The 18,406-nt window shown below is 37.2% G+C and carries 20 protein-coding genes; 5 read left to right on the top strand and 15 right to left on the bottom strand.

The annotated features are described in order from the left end of the window. Window positions 1–78: 78 nt before the first annotated feature. On the top strand, window positions 79–657 hold the full coding sequence (locus tag M3166_RS04220; protein ID WP_251687616.1) for a copper resistance CopC family protein: 579 nt from the start codon (window positions 79–81) through the stop codon (window positions 655–657). Between the two features lie 62 nt (window positions 658–719). On the opposite strand, the gene M3166_RS04215 is transcribed toward M3166_RS04220, so the two are convergent. The 12 genes from M3166_RS04215 to M3166_RS04160 form a co-directional block, all read right to left on the bottom strand. After that, the gene (locus tag M3166_RS04215) at window positions 720–1,454 is read right to left on the bottom strand and encodes a glucose 1-dehydrogenase (protein ID WP_251687614.1); all 735 of its coding nucleotides are present in this window, start codon (window positions 1,452–1,454) and stop codon (window positions 720–722) included. 76 nt (window positions 1,455–1,530) lie between these two features. Next, window positions 1,531–2,163 carry a TetR/AcrR family transcriptional regulator gene (locus tag M3166_RS04210; RefSeq protein WP_251687612.1) on the bottom strand — a complete coding sequence of 211 codons (633 nt, stop codon included), beginning with the start codon at window positions 2,161–2,163 and terminating at the stop codon, window positions 1,531–1,533. A 123-nt stretch (window positions 2,164–2,286) separates the two neighbouring features. Further along, on the bottom strand, window positions 2,287–2,475 hold the full coding sequence (locus tag M3166_RS04205) for a hypothetical protein (protein ID WP_008403793.1): 189 nt from the start codon (window positions 2,473–2,475) through the stop codon (window positions 2,287–2,289). Between the two features lie 15 nt (window positions 2,476–2,490). Continuing rightward, window positions 2,491–3,687 carry a class I SAM-dependent rRNA methyltransferase gene (locus tag M3166_RS04200; RefSeq protein ID WP_251687610.1) on the bottom strand — a complete coding sequence of 399 codons (1,197 nt, stop codon included), beginning with the start codon at window positions 3,685–3,687 and terminating at the stop codon, window positions 2,491–2,493. Window positions 3,688–3,840: 153 nt separating this feature from the next. Continuing rightward, entirely contained in the window at window positions 3,841–4,836 is a 996-nt protein-coding gene (bioB, locus tag M3166_RS04195) for a biotin synthase BioB (RefSeq protein WP_251687608.1), read from the bottom strand. 249 nt (window positions 4,837–5,085) lie between these two features. Then, a complete protein-coding gene (locus tag M3166_RS04190) occupies window positions 5,086–6,327 on the bottom strand; it encodes an ABC transporter permease (RefSeq protein WP_251687606.1) in 1,242 nt (413 codons plus the stop codon). Then, the gene (locus M3166_RS04185; protein ID WP_251687605.1) at window positions 6,311–7,213 is read right to left on the bottom strand and encodes an ABC transporter ATP-binding protein; all 903 of its coding nucleotides are present in this window, start codon (window positions 7,211–7,213) and stop codon (window positions 6,311–6,313) included. The genes M3166_RS04190 and M3166_RS04185 overlap by 17 nt, the downstream gene beginning before the upstream one ends. A 220-nt stretch (window positions 7,214–7,433) precedes the next feature. After that, entirely contained in the window at window positions 7,434–7,844 is a 411-nt protein-coding gene (locus M3166_RS04180) for a VOC family protein (RefSeq protein ID WP_251687603.1), read from the bottom strand. Between the two features lie 21 nt (window positions 7,845–7,865). Beyond that, complete coding sequence (locus tag M3166_RS04175) at window positions 7,866–8,309, bottom strand: AraC family transcriptional regulator (protein WP_251687601.1); 444 nt, start codon at window positions 8,307–8,309, stop codon at window positions 7,866–7,868. A gap of 13 nt (window positions 8,310–8,322) precedes the next feature. Beyond that, the gene (locus M3166_RS04170; RefSeq protein ID WP_251687599.1) at window positions 8,323–8,769 is read right to left on the bottom strand and encodes an aspartate aminotransferase; all 447 of its coding nucleotides are present in this window, start codon (window positions 8,767–8,769) and stop codon (window positions 8,323–8,325) included. 115 nt (window positions 8,770–8,884) lie between these two features. After that, on the bottom strand, window positions 8,885–10,777 hold the full coding sequence (locus M3166_RS04165; RefSeq protein WP_251687597.1) for an N-acetylmuramoyl-L-alanine amidase: 1,893 nt from the start codon (window positions 10,775–10,777) through the stop codon (window positions 8,885–8,887). A gap of 301 nt (window positions 10,778–11,078) precedes the next feature. Continuing rightward, window positions 11,079–11,315: a hypothetical protein gene (locus tag M3166_RS04160; RefSeq protein WP_079527068.1), complete on the bottom strand. Its 237-nt coding sequence runs from the start codon at window positions 11,313–11,315 to the stop codon at window positions 11,079–11,081. A gap of 224 nt (window positions 11,316–11,539) precedes the next feature. Here M3166_RS04160 and M3166_RS04155 point away from each other — a divergent pair, with 224 nt between their 5' ends. Then, the gene (locus M3166_RS04155; RefSeq protein WP_251687595.1) at window positions 11,540–12,166 is read left to right on the top strand and encodes a LysE family transporter; all 627 of its coding nucleotides are present in this window, start codon (window positions 11,540–11,542) and stop codon (window positions 12,164–12,166) included. A gap of 93 nt (window positions 12,167–12,259) precedes the next feature. Next, the gene (locus M3166_RS04150) at window positions 12,260–13,489 is read left to right on the top strand and encodes an MFS transporter (RefSeq protein WP_251687593.1); all 1,230 of its coding nucleotides are present in this window, start codon (window positions 12,260–12,262) and stop codon (window positions 13,487–13,489) included. Window positions 13,490–13,535: 46 nt separating this feature from the next. Here the strand turns inward: M3166_RS04150 and M3166_RS04145 are convergent, their stop codons facing one another. Beyond that, entirely contained in the window at window positions 13,536–13,799 is a 264-nt protein-coding gene (locus M3166_RS04145; protein WP_420820144.1) for a YqhV family protein, read from the bottom strand. A gap of 194 nt (window positions 13,800–13,993) precedes the next feature. On the opposite strand from M3166_RS04145, the gene M3166_RS04140 reads away from it, so the two are divergent. Next, on the top strand, window positions 13,994–15,244 hold the full coding sequence (locus M3166_RS04140) for an MFS transporter (RefSeq protein ID WP_251687591.1): 1,251 nt from the start codon (window positions 13,994–13,996) through the stop codon (window positions 15,242–15,244). Between the two features lie 96 nt (window positions 15,245–15,340). On the opposite strand, the gene M3166_RS04135 is transcribed toward M3166_RS04140, so the two are convergent. Both M3166_RS04135 and M3166_RS04130 read right to left on the bottom strand, forming a co-directional pair. Next, window positions 15,341–16,234 (bottom strand): stalk domain-containing protein, encoded by an 894-nt coding sequence (locus tag M3166_RS04135; protein ID WP_251687589.1) that lies wholly within the window; start codon window positions 16,232–16,234, stop codon window positions 15,341–15,343. Window positions 16,235–16,289: 55 nt separating this feature from the next. Next, window positions 16,290–17,093 carry an N-acetylmuramoyl-L-alanine amidase gene (locus M3166_RS04130; protein WP_251687587.1) on the bottom strand — a complete coding sequence of 268 codons (804 nt, stop codon included), beginning with the start codon at window positions 17,091–17,093 and terminating at the stop codon, window positions 16,290–16,292. 190 nt (window positions 17,094–17,283) lie between these two features. On the opposite strand from M3166_RS04130, the gene M3166_RS04125 reads away from it, so the two are divergent. Then, complete coding sequence (locus M3166_RS04125; protein ID WP_251687585.1) at window positions 17,284–18,210, top strand: EamA family transporter; 927 nt, start codon at window positions 17,284–17,286, stop codon at window positions 18,208–18,210. The last annotated feature ends 196 nt before the right edge of the window (window positions 18,211–18,406 follow it).

Below are 18,406 nucleotides of genomic sequence, written 5' to 3'. Positions count from 1 at the left end.
TCCATTTACAGAAGATTTATTTTAATTTTTCTGCAGGAATGGGAACTGCTAAATGAATATTGAAAGGAAGTTTTTTTATTGAGGAAACAATTATTATTATCGTTTGTTGCTACATTTTTATTATTTGTACCGGGAGCCTTCGCACATACACACTTGGTATCAACAAATCCTGCAGAAGGTGAGTCGGTTAACGAAAATATAAAAACGATTGATTTAACGTTTGAAGGAAAAATTGAAGAAGGCAGTCTATTTAAAGTAATAGCAAGTGATGGTAAGGAGATGGCGATTCATTCTATTTCTGTAAATGATGGAGTCCTATCCGGAATTATGCTTGATCCTCTTCCAAATAACACTTATACCGTTGAATGGGATAGTATTAGCGAGGATGGCCATCCGTTATCAGGTTCATTTTCATTTGCAGTAAATGCGCCTGCGGAGACAAAGAAAGAAGAGGATAACGCAGCTGATACAACTGAAAAAATTGCCAACGATGTAGATTCACTTGTCGATACATTAAAGGATGAAACGAATTCAGATGATAATGACGAAGGATCATTTTGGACGCTCGTTATTGTCATTACGCTGATTGTACTTGTGCTGGCAGTGATAACGATGTACAGCTATAAGAGATGGTTAGTTAAGAAAACGAAAAAATAAAACAAATAAAAACTGCACTTTAACTGTTTAAAAGTAACAATTAGAGTGCAGTTTTTTACAAATTACTGTGCTGTTATTCCGCCATCTACTACAAACTCTGCACCTGTTGAGTAGCTTGACTCGTCAGATGCTAAGAAGACTACTAATTGAGATACTTCTTCTGGTTGCGATACGCGTTTCAGCGGGATATGTTTAGCAAATTCTTCGATCGCAGCTTTTGCATCTTCCTGCATAATCATTGGAGTTGCAATAACACCCGGGTGTACTGAGTTTACACGAATCCCCATTGGCGCCAAGTTTAATGCAGCTGCTTTCGTCATACCACGAACAGCAAATTTAGTATCTGTATAACCTACAGCACCACCAACTAAGCCATTGATTGACGAAATGTTGACGATTGAACCTCCACCAGCTTTCATCATTGAAGCCGCTACTGCTTTCATACCTAAGAATACAGATACTTGGTTAATATTGACGATTTTCATGTATTCATCTAAAGACATTTCCAGCATATTTTTGTTCATCGAAATACCTGCATTGTTTACTAGTACGTTTACAGGACCAAATGCTTCTTCTGTTTTCGCGATAACAGTTGTCCAATCTTCCTCTAAAGTAACGTTTTGTTTTACGAAGATAGCATTTCCCCCTAATTCTGCAGCAAATGCTTTCCCTTTTTCTTCATTTAAATCTGTTAAAACTACTTTTGCACCTTGTTCTACAAATGCCTTTGCATGGGCAGCACCCATACCTTGAGCAGCACCTGTAATAATTGCAACTTTACCTGTTAATCGAGTCATCAAAATCATCCTCCCAAAAATATGATAGTTAACTATCACTATCTTAATTTAACAATAACAATGTTTGATCGGTCCGTCAATTTTTAGTCGCTATAAATTGTAAAAACATCTTCTTAATAAGTTGTAACTGCTTTTTAGGATCTAATTTCACAGGTAGATCAGGGTCATGCTCGGTCAAATAGGATTCTACAGTAAAATAACTTATATTTTGTACGACAGTAAACACATACTCCGGAATGTCAATGCCAGCTCGGATTGATTGATCTTCCATTCCTTTTTTTGCAATAGAATACAATACATTGGCCATTTCTCTTCGAATATCTAGAAATTCCTTGTACTCGTACGTCTCTTCAGATATCGGTTTATATGCTTCGAACGCTTTAAAAAACTTCACGAATTGATGCTCCGAATCATCGATTAACTCAATATAATAAGTTAATATCCGTTCAATTTGTTCATAAGCGGTCATTGGTTCATTTGCAATGTGCTTGATAGAATTTGTCATTTCCCTAGTTATTTCATTATTGATTGCTAAAACGAGCAATTCTTTATTGGCAAAATAACGATAAAATGTCGCAATACCAATCCCTACTTCATTTGCAACGTCCTGTAATTGAACTTGTTGAATTCCGTTATTTAACATCAATGTTTTTGCTGCCTGAATGATTTGTTCCCTGCGCTGTTGTTTTCTTTGTTCTCTAATGCTCAATAGTATTCCCCTCAATTTTACATATTATAGCTGTATTGTATCATGATTATGCACGGTTAATTTAATGGTCATGCTCAAAAAAATACACCGCAACAATTGTATTCAATCGTTGCGGTGCGTATATTAGCGTAAACGTTCCAAGTCCTGATAATCTTTCATATATGGGCCATCTTCTGCCACAGCTGAATGGTACAGCGCTTTAACGGCGAAGTTTTTTTCCAGTCCCATTTCCGATTTCAGTTTTTTCAGTTCGTCATGCAGTTCGCGATGCTCGTTGATTAATTTCAGCATCGTTGTTTTATTGTATTTCATATAATATCACTCCGATTAGTTCATCACTTGAATGATGACTACTTTTAAATAATTGAATTCCGGGAAATTATGCGGCACCGTGAAATCTTCCGGCAACTGGTGCTCTTCTAAAATTTTATAGCGTGCCCCATAATCTTTAAACGCTTTGTCGATAAATGTTTTGAACTTTTTCATATTAAAGCTTGCATTGTTTGTCGATGCGATAATAACGCCACCATCGTTTGTAATAGTTAACGCATCCTTGAGCAATTTCGGATAATCTTTTGACGTACTGAACGTCATTTTTTTCGTACGGGCAAAGCTTGGCGGATCCAGTACAACGACATCGAATTTCAAGCCTTTTCTGGCAGCATAGCTGAAGTAGTCAAACACGTTCATCACTTTAATATCTTGTGATTCATAGTCGATTCCATTCACACTGAATTGCTCAATTGTTTTCGGCAAGCTGCGTTTTGCCAGATCGACACTCGTCGTACCTGATGCACCGCCTAAAGCTGCGGCAACCGAAAACGCACCTGTGTACGAGAATGTATTTAGCACCGTCTTATCAGTTGAATAGCGGTCACGTAATGCTTTGCGTACATTTCGCTGATCCAGGAAAATTCCTGTCATTGCCCCATCATTCAGATCAACCGCAAAATTCATGCCGTTTTCCTGAACGATCAGCGGGAATTCGCCTTTTTCACCGGATACATAATCATCCTGATCGATATATTGACCATTTGTATCAAAGCGCAGTTTTTCATAAATACCGCGTGTATTCACTGCCGCATTCAATGCTTCATAGATATCATTACGGAATGAATAAATTCCTTCACTGTACCAGCTCACCATATAAAAGCCGTTAAAGAAATCAATTGTCAAACCGCCAATGCCGTCGCCTTCACCGTTAAACACACGGAAAGCAGTTGTATCTTCAGAGGCAAAAAAGTCTGCACGTTTTTCAGCAGCTTCACGGATTTTTTTCGTAAAGAACTTCACATCAATTTGCTCTTTTTCTTTACGAGTCAGTACCCAGCCGATTCCCTTATTTTGAATCCCGTAATAGCCAGTTGCAATATATCCGCCGCTTTTATCAACTAAATGAAGAAGACTACCTTCTTCAATCGATACTTCCGGCATTACAACAGTATCTTTTAAAATTAATGGATTGCCATTCGTCAAATCCTTAATCGCTTTACTTTCTACTTGTAGTTCTGTTTTTTTTCTCATGCTTTCATCCTTACTACTGTTTTCGTTCATAAAAAAGAGAGACTTGTTATAGATACAAATCTCTCCGTACAATATAAGTTTACTACGAATGCTTGCGAATAGCTACTCGCATGTTGAGTTGTGCTTACTTTTGGATGAACTCTCGTATACAGCCTACTTTTGAAGTGTTGCTTGTTTCTCATTAATTTCAATTTCAAAGCCTAAATCTCTGATTAATGCATAATCCGCATTTTCCTCTTGCCCTTCTGTTGTTAAATAATTCCCTACAAAAATACTATTTGCGGCATACAACCCAAATGGCTGTAACGAACCTAAGTTGATTTCACGTCCTCCAGCAATTCGTATTTCCTTTGTTGGATTAATGTAGCGGAATAAGGCGAGTACTTTCAAGCAATAGCGGGGATCCAGCTCCTTTGTACCTTCTAGCTTTGTACCGTCAATTGCATTTAAAAAGTTGATCGGAATGGAGTCTGCATCCAGCGCATGAAGTGCATAGGCAATATCAACAACATCCTGTTTCGTTTCACGCATCCCAATAATGGCCCCCGAACAAGGTGACATTCCATATTTTTTAGCAATTTCAACTGTATCGACCCGATCTTTATATGTATGTGAAGTTGTAATATAATCGTGATGCTTTTCGGATGTATTCAAATTATGATTATAGCGGTCGACTCCAGCTGTTTTTAATTGTTCAGCCTGTTCATCTTTTAGCAGCCCTAAACAAGCACAAACTTTTAAACCATATTTTTCTTTAATTTCCTGAACCGCTTCACTTACAACCTTTACATCTTTACGTGTCGGTCCGCGTCCACTCGCAACAATACAAAACGTTCCAATCTGATTTTCAAATGCTTTTTTAGCTCCGGCAATAATTTCTTCTTTTGTTATAAACGGATATTTTTCAATTGGTGCAGTGGAAATGGATGATTGTGAGCAATAGCCGCAGTTTTCAGGACAGTAGCCACTTTTAGCATTCATAATCATATTTAGTTTTACCTTTTTACCGTAATAGTGTTTCCGAATAAGGAAGGCCCCTTGCATTAATAGCAGCAATTCATCGTCTGGTGCATGGACAATGGCTAACGCTTCCTCATTCGTAAGTATTTTTCCTTCGAGAACTTCTTCAGCTAATTGAACCCAATTCATTAATACTTCCCCCTATTGATCAGTTCGATTTCTTTTATAATCATTAAACAACTGATTTAAAATTCTTCACTTTCGTTAACCTTTAATTTTATAAGGTTAACGTAAATATAAAGTAATCACCTTTTTACGTCAACTATATTTTTTATTAGGTTAACTTAAAAGATGATTTTGTTAAGGGAACGCATAAAAAAACTCCCCATTAAAAGGAACAGTTTTCCTGTCCACATAATGGGGAGCATATTTTAAAAGTTACGTTGTTACTTTAAATACTGTTTTCATTTTTTCAATAATTCCGCCTGATGAATATGTCAGTACACTTCGTTTGTAGAATGACAGACTTAAGAAGTATAGTGTCAGTACTGTCACAACTAAAAGAACAAAGCTAATGATTGGTTCAATGGCATTCATATCCGTCGCACCTAAACGCATTGGCATAACCATACCTGATGTAAACGGTATGTACGAGAATACTTTAATCAGCATTGTATCCGGGTTACCCATACCTGTCAGCATTACGTAGAATCCTACAAGTGTCAGCATCATTGCCGGCATCATTACTTGCCCTGCCTCTTCTACTTTTGAGACTAGGGAACCGAATAATGCGCCAATAATTAGATACATGAAAATCGTTAAGAATAAGAACCCGATAATATACAAGAAGTAACTGATCGATAATGAATTAAGCAGATCGGTTACAATTGACCATTTGTTACCGCCATCCGAGAAGCGAAGTAATAATAATAGGCCTCCGAATAGAATGACGAATTGGGTAAGTGCGACTAAAAATACACCGACAATTTTTGAACGGAAATGCACTTCAGGCTTCACGCTCACTAATAACATTTCCAGTGCACGAGACCCTTTTTCCGAAGCAACATCTGTTGTAATCATTGATAAATACGATGCGACAAAAATATAAATAATAATGCCAATCGCATACGAAACCCAAACACCCGCCATTTTTTCTTCTGCAGATTTACCGTCATCCGCAGCTTCATTCAATGAATTTAACGTAATGACCGGTTCTGACGATAAAAGTAGCTGTTGCTGTTCTGGTGATAATTCCATTTGGCTCATCGCATACAGCTGACCTGCTGCACTTAGCGCACTTTGGAAATCTTGCTGGTCATTTAGCGGAAGCGGATCATATGATTCAATTTTCGCCGCTAGTTTGCCATCTGCATCTGATAAGGTAAAGGCAGCATAATAATCTCCATCTTTCAATTTATCCGCGATATCTCCCGATTCAACATATACATATTCCACATCATCGGTATCCTGCAGTACTTGCGCGATATCAAAATCAGTTTCATTTACAACAGCTACTGTATCGGCATCCCCAGAGAAAATGAGGTCTTTGATTTCAGACCAGAACATAAACCCGCTTAGCACAACTAAATAAAGCAATGTTGTTAAAATAAAGGACTTCGATGTAATTTTTTGTTTATATAACTTTTTAATGAGCACTTTAAATTTAGACAAGGCCAGCACCTACTTTCTCTTTGAAGATTTCATGCAGGGATAAATAATCTAAACTGAATTTTTCGATGTAATTGCCGTTTGAAAGCAGGTCAAAAATTTCAGGTGCATATTTTTCATCTTCAAGGGTCAGTACTGCCTGTGAATCCCGTTCCATTTTGACATGATTCACACCTGGGTAGTTGCTTAATACTTCAAAAGATTTGTCAGTACGTACTGTCAGTTTCGTTTTACCGTACTGCTTTTTCAGATCAAGCAGCGAGCCTGAAAACAGGGATTCCCCGCGCTTTAATAAGCATAAGTGATCACAAAGCTCCTCAACGTTATCCATTTGGTGACTCGAGAATAAAATTGTCATACCTTGGTCGCGCAAATACAGAATTGCATTTTTCAGCAGCTCCATGTTTACCGGGTCCAGTCCACTAAACGGTTCATCAAGAATTAAAAATGCCGGTTTATGAATAAAACTGGCAATTAATTGGACCTTTTGCTTATTCCCTTTCGATAAAGTCTCGGCTTTTACATGTCGTTTTTCTTCCAGATCAAAGCGCTCGATCCAAAAGTCGATATCTTTTTTCAGCTCGTTTTTATCCATTCCATGCAGCTCGCCGAAAAAGTAAAGCTGCTCTTCCACTTTCATTTGCGGGAAAATACCGCGTTCTTCCGGTAAATAACCTAAAAAGTCACGGCTTACCGATTTAATCGGCTGCCCATCCCATGTAATGATACCTTCTGTTGTATCCTGTAAATCCAGAATCATTCGGAATGTAGTCGTTTTACCTGCGCCGTTTTGTCCGATCAAGCCGAATATTTCGCCTTTTTCAATTGTAAAGTTCAATCGATTTACCGCAACAAAATCACGGTAACGTTTCGTCACATCTTTCAGTTGTAACACCATGAGCGTACCTCCTGTTTATAAGAACTAGCGAAATTCCATTATATAGCAATTATTCGGATTATAAAATGAGTAAAAAAAATATGTAATAAACACAGCATATAAAAAAATACTTAACAATTTCATTCGCCACTATGTTTATGTACGGAACAGAACAAGAAAAGATTCATTATTACGAAAAAAACTTAGTAAGGAATTTATCCATACTAAGTCCGTAAAGAAGTTATTTAAATTTTTCTTTAAAAGTAGGGCTCAGTTCGCTCCACACATCGAATTTGTTTTTATCCAAATCATAAAAGACAAAGTTTCTTCCGGCATGCCCTCGATCTTCAATCTCACCGACTTTTACACCGCTTTGCTGAAATTCTTTATGCAATTTTGCTAAAGCGTGGAATCCATCAACTTCAAATGTTATTGAAAAACGTTCGTTTCCATTTTTATCTTTAAAATTGGCAGTGACATTTTCATTCGATTTCACTAGAAAGAAACTTTGATTCGCAAAATTTAATATGGCTTTATCCGTGTCTTTGTAACTTAAAGCCGCTTCCAAGTTCTTCACATACCATTCAGCAGATTGATCCACATCCGTTACCGGTATGTAAGTTGTTCCGACTCTCACTAATTTATCACCCATTTTTCTTCTCCCTTTTAAGTTCTACGCAATGATTGGTAAATAGATTTCTACTTCTTCCCCTTCGCTGACAGGGTGATAAGTTTCGATAATATAAGAATCAAGATCTCTTTTATAACCTTGCGCTGTTCCCCAATTCAGCAAATTTTCATGAAGTTTATCCAACTCCATTATGTTCCCTCTTGTCGTGATATAATGGTTATTCGTCTCTAAATAATCCATTCCTGTCGGGATTCTCTTCACTCTCTCGCGAACGATAAGTCCTACATAGAAATTGCCTGTCGTATGGTCGGCACTCTTTTTAGGCTCATACAATGCAATTTCACTTTCAGTCGGGAAGTCGATCTCACTAAAACGGCTTAATAACCGTTTTGCAAGCAATGGTACTTCACTTCCAAAGTTTTCATACACCCCGCTGCCCATTAAACCAATCAACTTGAATTCTTTTTTTATCATTTTAAATGTCAATTAAATCACCGCATTATTCATTATTTTTAATCCACTCTTCCAGCAATTTACGGTCAAACGGTTCATTTAATTTTAGATAGCCGGTTGACCGTAAATTTGTTCCCTCTTTTTCCCGTTTTACTCTATCATTATCGTAAATCGTATAGGTGACCGTCTTCCCGAGCGATTGGTCGGAGAATTTAATCGTATAATAGGATGTGGTTTCTTTTACTTTACGTACCCTTTCGGATGGCATTGTCTCCAGCATAAGATAAAGTTCATTTACTTCATCCATATTGTAAGAAACTGATGAATCATTTGATGGATATTTAGCGACTGTGACCTTTGTTAATTCTTTACTGTCCACTGTATGCCATTCATCGAACTCTTTAGAAAACTGGTACATTTCATATTGATTCCACAAATAATAAACACCTAAAATAAATCCAATTAATAAGACTATTTTTATTGATTGCTTCATTTCATCCCCCAATATGCAAACGTTAATTTCAATAAATTTTACCATATTTTCCTTTTAATCTTAAATAAAAATGGCTTAGTCCTTTTAAAAGAACTAAGCCATCAAACAGCATATTTTATTTTCTGTAGTAATCAACAATCCCGTTGTAAATAGATTGTGCATAGATTTCTACATACTTATCATTGATTAATTTTTTACGGTCTTCTGCATTGGAGATGAACCCAAGTTCGACTAATACAGAAGGAATGATCATATTGCGTGTCACATAATACTGTGCTTCTTTTACCCCTCGGTTTTTCATATCCGCATTTTTGACGATTTCATTATTGATATACGTCGCAAGCTTTTTATCCTCTTCATACTGGTCACCTGTTGTAATGCTGTAATACGTTTCCGTACCTTTCGCACTTGTAGATGTCGCTGAATTTACGTGAATGCTTACATAAACTTCACCGAACTTGTCCTTTGTAAATTTCACGCGTTCCTGAAGGGATGGATACGTATCTCCTGAACGTGTAGTAAATACTTTTGCGCCGTTTGCTTCAAGTTTTTGTTTGACAAGATTGCCAACTTTTAAAACGATCGCTTTTTCAGTACTACCAGAGTTAACAGCACCTGGATCTTTACCACCGTGCCCTGGGTCTAAAATAATAATACGGTCTTTAACAGGACTGCCTTTTTCGTTTACTAGTTTAATGTACGACTTGTGGACATAACCTGTATCTTTGCCCGCTGTTACCTTTGCCCAATAGCCATCAATGGAATGTACCGCAATTACTGATCCTTTTGATAACTTTTTAATTGTTGCTGATGATCCTGATGCCGATTTGCGCATGTTTAAACTCGCAACTGTTACTTTACCTGTTGTGCCGGATGTTACGACAGGATCGTTATTGTCGGAATCTGTTTCTGATGGTGGCGGAGTCACAATTGAACCCCCTACATCCGTCGTGCTATTTTTTACAATATAGCCTGGAATTCCACCTACTGTTGTTAAATAATAACCGTCAATTTCTTTATAGACTGACAATGTTGAACCGGCTGAAATTTGTTTAATTTTTTTCGATGACGATGTCGGTTTGTAATACAGATTTATAATTGTATTTGTCTTGACAGCTTTAATTGATGGTCCAATGGCACTGCCGTCTTGTTCAAGGAATTTAGCATATGATTTACTGATATAACCGTAATAACCTTGATAAGAAACTTTTAACCAATTACCTTCCACAGCATACACCGATAACTTACCGCCCGAATTTACTCTGCCAATCACTGCACTTGATGTTGTCGGCTTTGTACGAACATTTAAGCCATCTGTTGTTATTGAAACAAGTCCAATTACTTGTTTCGTATCAACTGAATCAAGGTGTTCGGGTAAGGCTAGTCGGAATTCATCGCTTTTTGCTCTTGCGATAAATGATGCAAACTGTGCTCGTGTTACCGAGCCTTTTGGCATATATTTGCCGTCACTACCTTTTGTAATCCCATTATAGTAGATTGCTTTAATATACGGAGCATATGTATTCGAATTCGATACATCTGGGAAGTACACCGGTAAATCTTTATAGTCACTAACATTTAAATTAAATGCGATAGATAGAACGTGACTCATTTCTTCACGAGACAAAGTGGCATTAGGAGAAAATTTCCCTGATGTTTTAGTAAATAATCCAAGTTGACGTGCACGTTCGATGTATGTCGATTGTTCTGTCCCGACTTTAACATCTGTGTACGAGGAATTACTTACTTTTAGTGGACTTTTACCTGCAGCAATGACTGCCATCTTGGCAGCTTGTGCACGCGTCACACTCATGTTGGGTTTGTAGTACGTTTTGCCCTTTTCCTGATATCCTTTAATTGCCCCTAGGCTAATTAAATACTGGATCTCGTCGTAAGTGGCATCGGTTGTCGCAACATCTGCAAATACTACTTTAGCTGATGTCGGTGTAACAGCTAGTGTACAAACGAGGAAGATTGCAACAACCAATGTAATCAATTTTTGATTCATTGTTCCCTATCCTTTCATAAGCTGTCCACCTCATTGTATAGTACAAAACCGGAAAAAAATAGAGGTAAATCCATATTTAATGTCAAAATCTTGTTACAGTCTAGTTACAAAAAGATTACATTGCATAATAAATTAGGTTTGTAAAGTGGAAGTAAGGGGTAAATAGTCTATTTAACATTGTTGTAATAGAGCGAATTATCGATGTTTTGTGATGGACAAAAAAAAGAATCCTGTCCGTAATATTTCGGACAAATGGATTCTTTGTGAGTCTATAAATTTTTTGTGAATTCTTCTTTTTTTATTAGAAATTGATAGAAAATTGTTTTGCGATTGTACGAATCTCTTCAATTTTTTCCGGTTTTAAGTATTCCATCATTTTTGGAACAAACTGTTCAACATCCTCTTTAGTAAATGTACCTTCATCCTGCTTTTTAAAATTTTCAGCAAGTAAAGCTTTAGCTTCCTCCATCTTGTCCTCTTTTACTCGTTGTAAAATGAAGTTCGAAAACATTTCCTGCATATTTTTATCTATTTGCATAATGACTGCCTCCCTATAATTTAAATATCATCATTACTTTAAAATTATAACAATAAATCCATTTAATAATCTATTTATTGAATATAAATCTAAGTAAACTTCCTCCCCTTAATTGCTGCAAATAAAATTCCTCAAAATAAATAATCAGCTCAGCCTATTACTAGTCCTAAAAAACCCCACCATCGAATAAAATGCACAAATATGTAATTAATGGAGGACATTTTATGAATTCAATATTTACCTATATCTTTTTAGGCATAACGATGGCCGCTACATTTGGACCTGTTAAGAACGTCCTTTTAAATACAGGTTTAAAGAACGGATTTTTTCATGCCTGGTTTTTCAGTCTTGGTGCTTTGACTACTGACATTGTCTATATGTTCGTCGTTTATTTTGGAGTGGGAAAATTCATTGATTCGATACTTTTACAAACAATACTATGGTCTTTTGGGTGCTTTGTTCTTTTGTATACAGGGATAGAAAGCTTACTCACTCTACATAAAATTGAGATGAACTCTAAAACCGGCAAAATAGTTAGATTGAGACATTCGTTATTAGCTGGATTGTTAATGTCATTGTTAAATCCGATAACAATTCTTTTTTGGCTAGGGATTTATGGATCCATCCTCGCAAAAACAGCGGGTATCGCTTCTGGATTTGACATCATAATAATAAGCAGTGCCATATTGCTCGGCATTATATTAGTTGATTTTCTATATTCATTTTTGTCCAGTGTCGCTCGCAAATTATTATCCATCAATCTATTGAAAACTGTAACGGTTATTTCATCTATCTTTATGATTGGATTCGGCATTTACTTTGGAAATCAGGCTTTTCATTTGTTATTTTAATTGTTAGAGCATAGCCAAAAAAAGCCTTGCGTATAAAATGTACACGAAAGGAAACCATACCTAAATAAATATAAAATTAGCCGAGGTGTGGTAATGGATAAAAATAAGGGACATGTAAGTATATGGTGTATTGTAAGTCTGACTTCTATTCCTCTCATCATGACTTTAGGAAATTCAATGCTTATTCCAGTGCTCCCAATACTAGAAGACAAAGTCGGAATTACATCATTTCAATCGAGCATGATCATTACAAGCTATTCAGTCGCAGCAATTTTTCTTATTCCCGTAGCAGGCTATTTATCTGACCGCTTTGGCCGGAAAGTCGTCATATTACCGAGTCTGATCTTAGCTTTAATCGGCGGACTAATCGCAGGTTTTGCTTCATGGAAAATGGATGACCCTTACACAATGATTATTATCGGCAGGATCATTCAAGGTATAGGTGCTGCCGGAGCGATGCCAATTGTTTTACCTCTTGTAGGTGACCTTTATCAAGATGACGATGAAAAAATCAGTTCAACTTTAGGGATAATAGAAACTTCAAATACGTTCGGAAAAGTATTGAGTCCTATTTTAGGCTCAGTTTTTGCTGCTATATTATGGTTCCTTCCGTTCTTTTCTATATCAGCACTCAGTTTAATTTCCATTGCACTTATATTCTTCTTTGTTAAAGTACCTAAAGATAAGGATGAACCTTTGAAGTTTAAGGAATTTATACGTAATACAAAGGAAGTTTTTAAAGACGAAGGAAAATGGTTGTATACGGTATTCCTTAACGGTGTCCTTGTTATGCTCATATTATTCGGCATGTTATTTTTCTTATCAGAAAACCTGGAAAAAGTTCATGATATTAAAGGGATTAAGAAAGGTTTTGTACTGGCCATCCCGCTTTTACTTCTCTGTATTTCTTCTTATATTTCCGGTCGGAAAATTAAAGGAGATTTAAACAGAATTAAGAAAATTATTATATTTTCCTTGATTGCAATGTCTGTCAGCATTATCTTTGTCGGGTTCACAAGCAAAAAACTCATCCTTTTGCTGATTGTCACAAGTGTAGTCGGAATAGCTATCGGTGCTCTATTGCCTGCGCTTGACACCATTATTACGGATAATATTAGAAAAGAATTACGTGGTACTGTATCCTCATTCTATAGTTCTGCGAGATTCATCGGTGTTGCAGCAGGTCCGCCTATCATGTCACTTGTCATGAAAGAACACCTCAATATTAGCTATATTACTGCAGGTATATTAGGATTTATTCTTCTATTTTTCGTTATAAAGTTTATCAAAGTAGAGGATATTGAGCCAAAAGAAATAACATAGAAATAAGGACCTAACAGCAATAGCTGCATAGGTCCTTTTTTATGTTTCATGCAGATTTTAAACTAAAAAGTATGAGGGAAATCCCGCAGAAAAGACATATTATTCGTGTCAGCGAAATTTTTTCTGCCAGGCCAAGCAATGCTAGTGCTGTTGTCACAATTAAGACAACCGGACCGACCAGGGCTAGTAGCGTATTAATATAAAAGGCTTTTTCTAAATCATTGAATTTAAACATTAATGCAGCAGCCGTTAATTCTATACTTCCGGACATAATTCTTAAAGCAATGATAATAATGAGTGCCTTATCCATAAATGTAACCACATCCTTGCTAGTGTTGTTACCTAACATATGCAATCGAACCTAGAAATATATTTATAAAACATATGGAAATCTTTAGTTAGCAAAAGTCCGTACGATATTTTCAAAACAATCTGAAAATATAATTTTACATATGATCCATTTCTATTTAAAATTAAAATATAGTAAATAAAGGCGGTGTTCAGTTGAAAAAAATTCATTATAGCTGGATTATTCTTGCTATATCATTCTGCTCCATTATTGCCGCCGGGATTGCGATGGCATCCTCAGGAGTTTTCTTAACTCCTTTTGAAAAAGAGTTTGGCTGGAATCGTCAAGTGATTTCTCTAGCCTTTGGAATCAGCTTGTTTTTCTACGGATTTGCTGGACCATTCATGGCAGCATTGCTCCAAAAATTCGGATTAAAGAAAATGATGCTTGCTTCAATGGGGACGTTACTGATTGGTCTTCTATTAATTTTCCTGATGAATCAATCATGGCAACTGATCATTATTTGGGGAGTAATTATCGGACTTGGCTCCAGTCTGTTTTTAACAGTTTTAAGTCCATATGTAGCAAATCACTGGTTTAAAGAAAAAAGAGGACTTGCAACAGGGATTCTGACAGCGAGTACGGCAATGGGTCAGTTAATACTCCTCCCTGTATTAGCCACAATCATCGAAAATTACTCGTGGCGATGGGCAATTGGTTTAATTATAACGATTAGTTCTGTAATGTTTTTCCTCATCTTTTTGTTTATGAGAAACACACCAAAAGAAATCGGCATCCTCCCATATGGACAGACAGAGGAAGTAGAGGCCGCGGATGATCAATCAAAAGGCAATCCCATTGTTCTCGCATTTAAAGGGTTGATCGATGCTATACGTGCTAAAGAATTTTGGTTATTGGCAGGAAGTTTCTTTTTTTGCGGCTTTTCAACAAACGGGCTTGTCGGGACTCATTTTATTTCATACTGTATCAGCTTCGGCATACCTATCGTGACTGCGGCTTCCTTGCTTTCATTTATGGGCGTTTTCAATATGGTAGGAACAACACTTTCCGGTTGGCTATCCGATCGTATTGATAATCGCTGGCTACTGTTTTGGTATTATTTGTTTAGAGGTGCTTCTCTTGTCTTGCTGCCTTTTGCGTTAATGGAAGGCAATCTGACTTGGATCCTTGTTTTCACTGTATTTTACGGATTGGATTGGGTGGCGACTGTACCGCCGACCATCAATCTTTCGAGACAAATATTTGGAGTACATAAAAGCGCGATTATTTACGGGTGGATTTTTGCATCTCACCAAGTAGGTGCCGCAACTGCCGCATATGGTGGGGGTATGTTATATTCCTATTTTAATACTTATACTTGGGCATTTTTTATGGCCGGTGTCTGCTGTGTCATGGCAAGTTTATTTGTAATATTAATAAAGAAACAGCCTCGCTTTATACATTAAAAACATGGTGCTTTGAGTTTTCAAAGCACCTTTTTAATATAAAAAATGGCTAAAATCCATATGACGAATGAATTTTAGCCCTTGCACAATTTCATTTTATTTCAGTAACTCTTTAACAAAATCATATTCTACATATGTTTTGTTTTCTTCCAGTAATGCTGGTGCAACGTCAAAATGTTTAAGTGCACGGTTATGGCCATATGTTTTCTCGCCACGTGTAATTGTGTACGACAAAGCATCTTTTGAAATGACCGCGCCATTTCCTGTTGAAGTGACTTTAAAGCCAAGTTCTTCTGTGACAATGCGTAACGGCACCATGATTTTGCCATCGACTTCTTTGTAATCTTCTCCAATTATTTCCTGTATTTCTGGTGCTATTTCAGGGTTTTCTACTTCTTCTTCAAGTTTTGGGAATACAATGATTTTTTCTGGTGCTGCCTGTGCTGGAATACTCTTTGTTGTTGGTCCGTAAAATACAATTGCGCTATAGTTTTTCAATTCCTTTGCAGACACTTTTTCGCCTTTTGTATTAATAATGACCGATTCCTCATTTAAATTCAGTTTTAACTTTCCATCATCACTTAAGAAGTTATCGTCAAATTGTGTGATCTTTGCTGAGTTGGCAGTATCATCTTTTTCCACAATCACTACAGGTGGTGCATATTGCGGAGGATAAATTAAGATCATTGGCTGATCCGCATAAATTGAAAGTGAAATCGTATCACCAATTTTCAGTTCCACTTCATTGCCATGTTCATCAAAAACAAGTGTTTTGTCATCTACATAGAAATTGAACACATTGTTTTCAAGTTCTGCCGTAAATAATTTGGCATTTCCCCTCTGTTCGACTGCAGTAATATTCCCTCTGTGCTGGATAAATGTCCCTGCTTTTTCCACTTCTTCAGTCCCTTCTGTTGTTGGCTGATCAGCGTAAGCAGTAACGGTTCCAAGTAGCAGTACAGATAATGCTAAAGGTGCAATTTTTTTCATATAGTTCCATCCTTTCGGTAATTTCACTACATTAGTCGATTTAAGGGGGAAAAGGTTACATATTCAAGTTATTTTTTTGAAATTGCAATGTTGTGAGCGCAATATAATCGTATAACGTTAATTTACCAAGATCAAAGTTTTCCAACCATAATGGCTGAAATGCGCCTAGTTGTACACCTTGTTTAAGTTGTTCACGTACAGCTTCTTTTTCATTGAAAATTGCTTCCACTTTTTGCTGTAATGCCTTGCTCGTAATCGTTTGCGGGTCCGGTTTTGGTGCCGGTGGTGTCGGTTTTACTGGTGGTGATGGTGTCGGCGTTGGTGGTGCCGTATTTGGAAAATAGCTTTTCAATGTCTCGGCAATTGCTTCAATTATTTGGTCTTTATTGGACCGGTATAACTTTACATCTTGCTCTGAATTGACAAAACATACTTCTATGAGAATAGCCTTTTTCGTTGTGCCATTTAAAAATGCCAAGTTCGTTCGCTGTTTTGCCCCGCGATTTTTAAATTTTCCTGCTTTCGCAATTTCGGTGCTCATCTTTTGCGCAAATGATGATATAGAAGGATTTACATACAGCACTTCTGTCCCTATCCCTTCTTTTTGCTGTGTGGGTGCAGAATTAAAATGAATGCTGACATCAAGTTCGCGTTGTGTTGCATTATGCTGCTTCACTAAATACGTCAAATTTTGCTGCTGGCTTTTAGATTGTTTATCGATAATTACATTGACCTTCACACCTTTTTGCTGCAATTTTTTCCCGAGTTCCTGCACAAGCGAGGCAGTTTCCTCTCCTTCATTCATGTAACCTGATGCGCCTGTCCCCTTTCCGTAGTGACCTGCACTAATTGTTAACATCGTTATTCACCTCCTTTTTCTATCTATATGTCCGTTTGTGTACCGAAAAAGGGACATCGCGGTTTTTTATTATATTAAAATAGCAGTTAGGTTTTTAACACATTGAAAGACCGTCGTCCAAATAGCGATATAGCAATTCGAATAATAATTCGTTACAATGAAGTAATTATACATAATGTGAGGGTTTGGCATGAAAAACAAACGAATGATTGGCTTTTTATTAGTTGTGAGTGGCAGTTTTTTCTGGGGTATCGGCGGAACGATGGCACAACAACTGTTTTCTCTTGGCATTGAAGTGAACTGGCTTGTGTCAACACGCCTTGTCATTGCCGGTATTCTTCTTTTAATTGCCCAGGCAATATTTAAAGATCGGGGGCAAATTTTCAAGATTTGGCGTGAGAAACGAAATGCATTCCGCTTATTCGTTTTTGCGATTATTGGAATGCTGGGGGTTCAGTATACATATATGGCTTCGATTAAAGAAGGCAATGCAGCGGTCGCAACATTATTGCAATACTTGGCACCGGTCATGATTATTATTTGGGTAACGGTGCGTGGCCTGTCCAAATTCACGAAAAAAGATGCGGTAACAATTGTGCTAGCTCTTAGCGGAAGCTTCTTTTTATTAACAAATGGTTCACTTTCCGCATTTGCTGTACCGCTCCCTGCAATTATTTGGGGGTTATTGTCCGGTGTGACGTTGGCATTTTATACACTCTATGTCATTCCACTATTAAAACGCTTCGACTCGCTTGTCGTTGTTGGCTGGGCGATGTTTATAGCGGGATTGACAATGAGTTTTGTGCAGCCTCCATGGGATGTGGATGTATCGGTTTGGACAAGCGCGACAGTATTTTATTTAGTAATTGTGATTATTTTTGGCACGATGCTGGCATTCTGGTTTTACATTGAAAGCCTACAAACTCTTACTGCGAAGGAAACAAGCCTGCTTGGCAATATTGAACCGCTGACTGCCGTGCTGGCAACAGTTTTATGGCTGAAGGAACCGTTCGGCGGATTCCAGTGGCTCGGAACTTCACTGATTTTAGTGATGATGATTTATATAGCGTTGAAGGCGGATCGGGAGAAGGTTGAGGATGAGGCAGTAGACGTTTGATAGAGGAAGTGCTCGCATGGAGTGTGCAGCGCTTTTTTTCCGAAATCTGCGGAAGAATTCGGAAGCGTATTTGAAAACTGTGGTAAGGGGTGTGATTTTCAAGTTAGTTTCCGGGAAATATTAGGGTTTGATGAAGCTGTTTTGGTTTTTATTTGAATATTGGCGACTTTTATTAGAAGAGTTGAACCGGTTATTT

Origin of the sequence: Solibacillus isronensis, from assembly GCF_023715405.1 — a bacterium.
GTDB lineage: Bacteria > Bacillota > Bacilli > Bacillales_A > Planococcaceae > Solibacillus > Solibacillus isronensis_B.
Note: the sequence above shows the minus strand (reverse complement) of the source record. Positions and strands in the feature narration are given on the sequence as shown.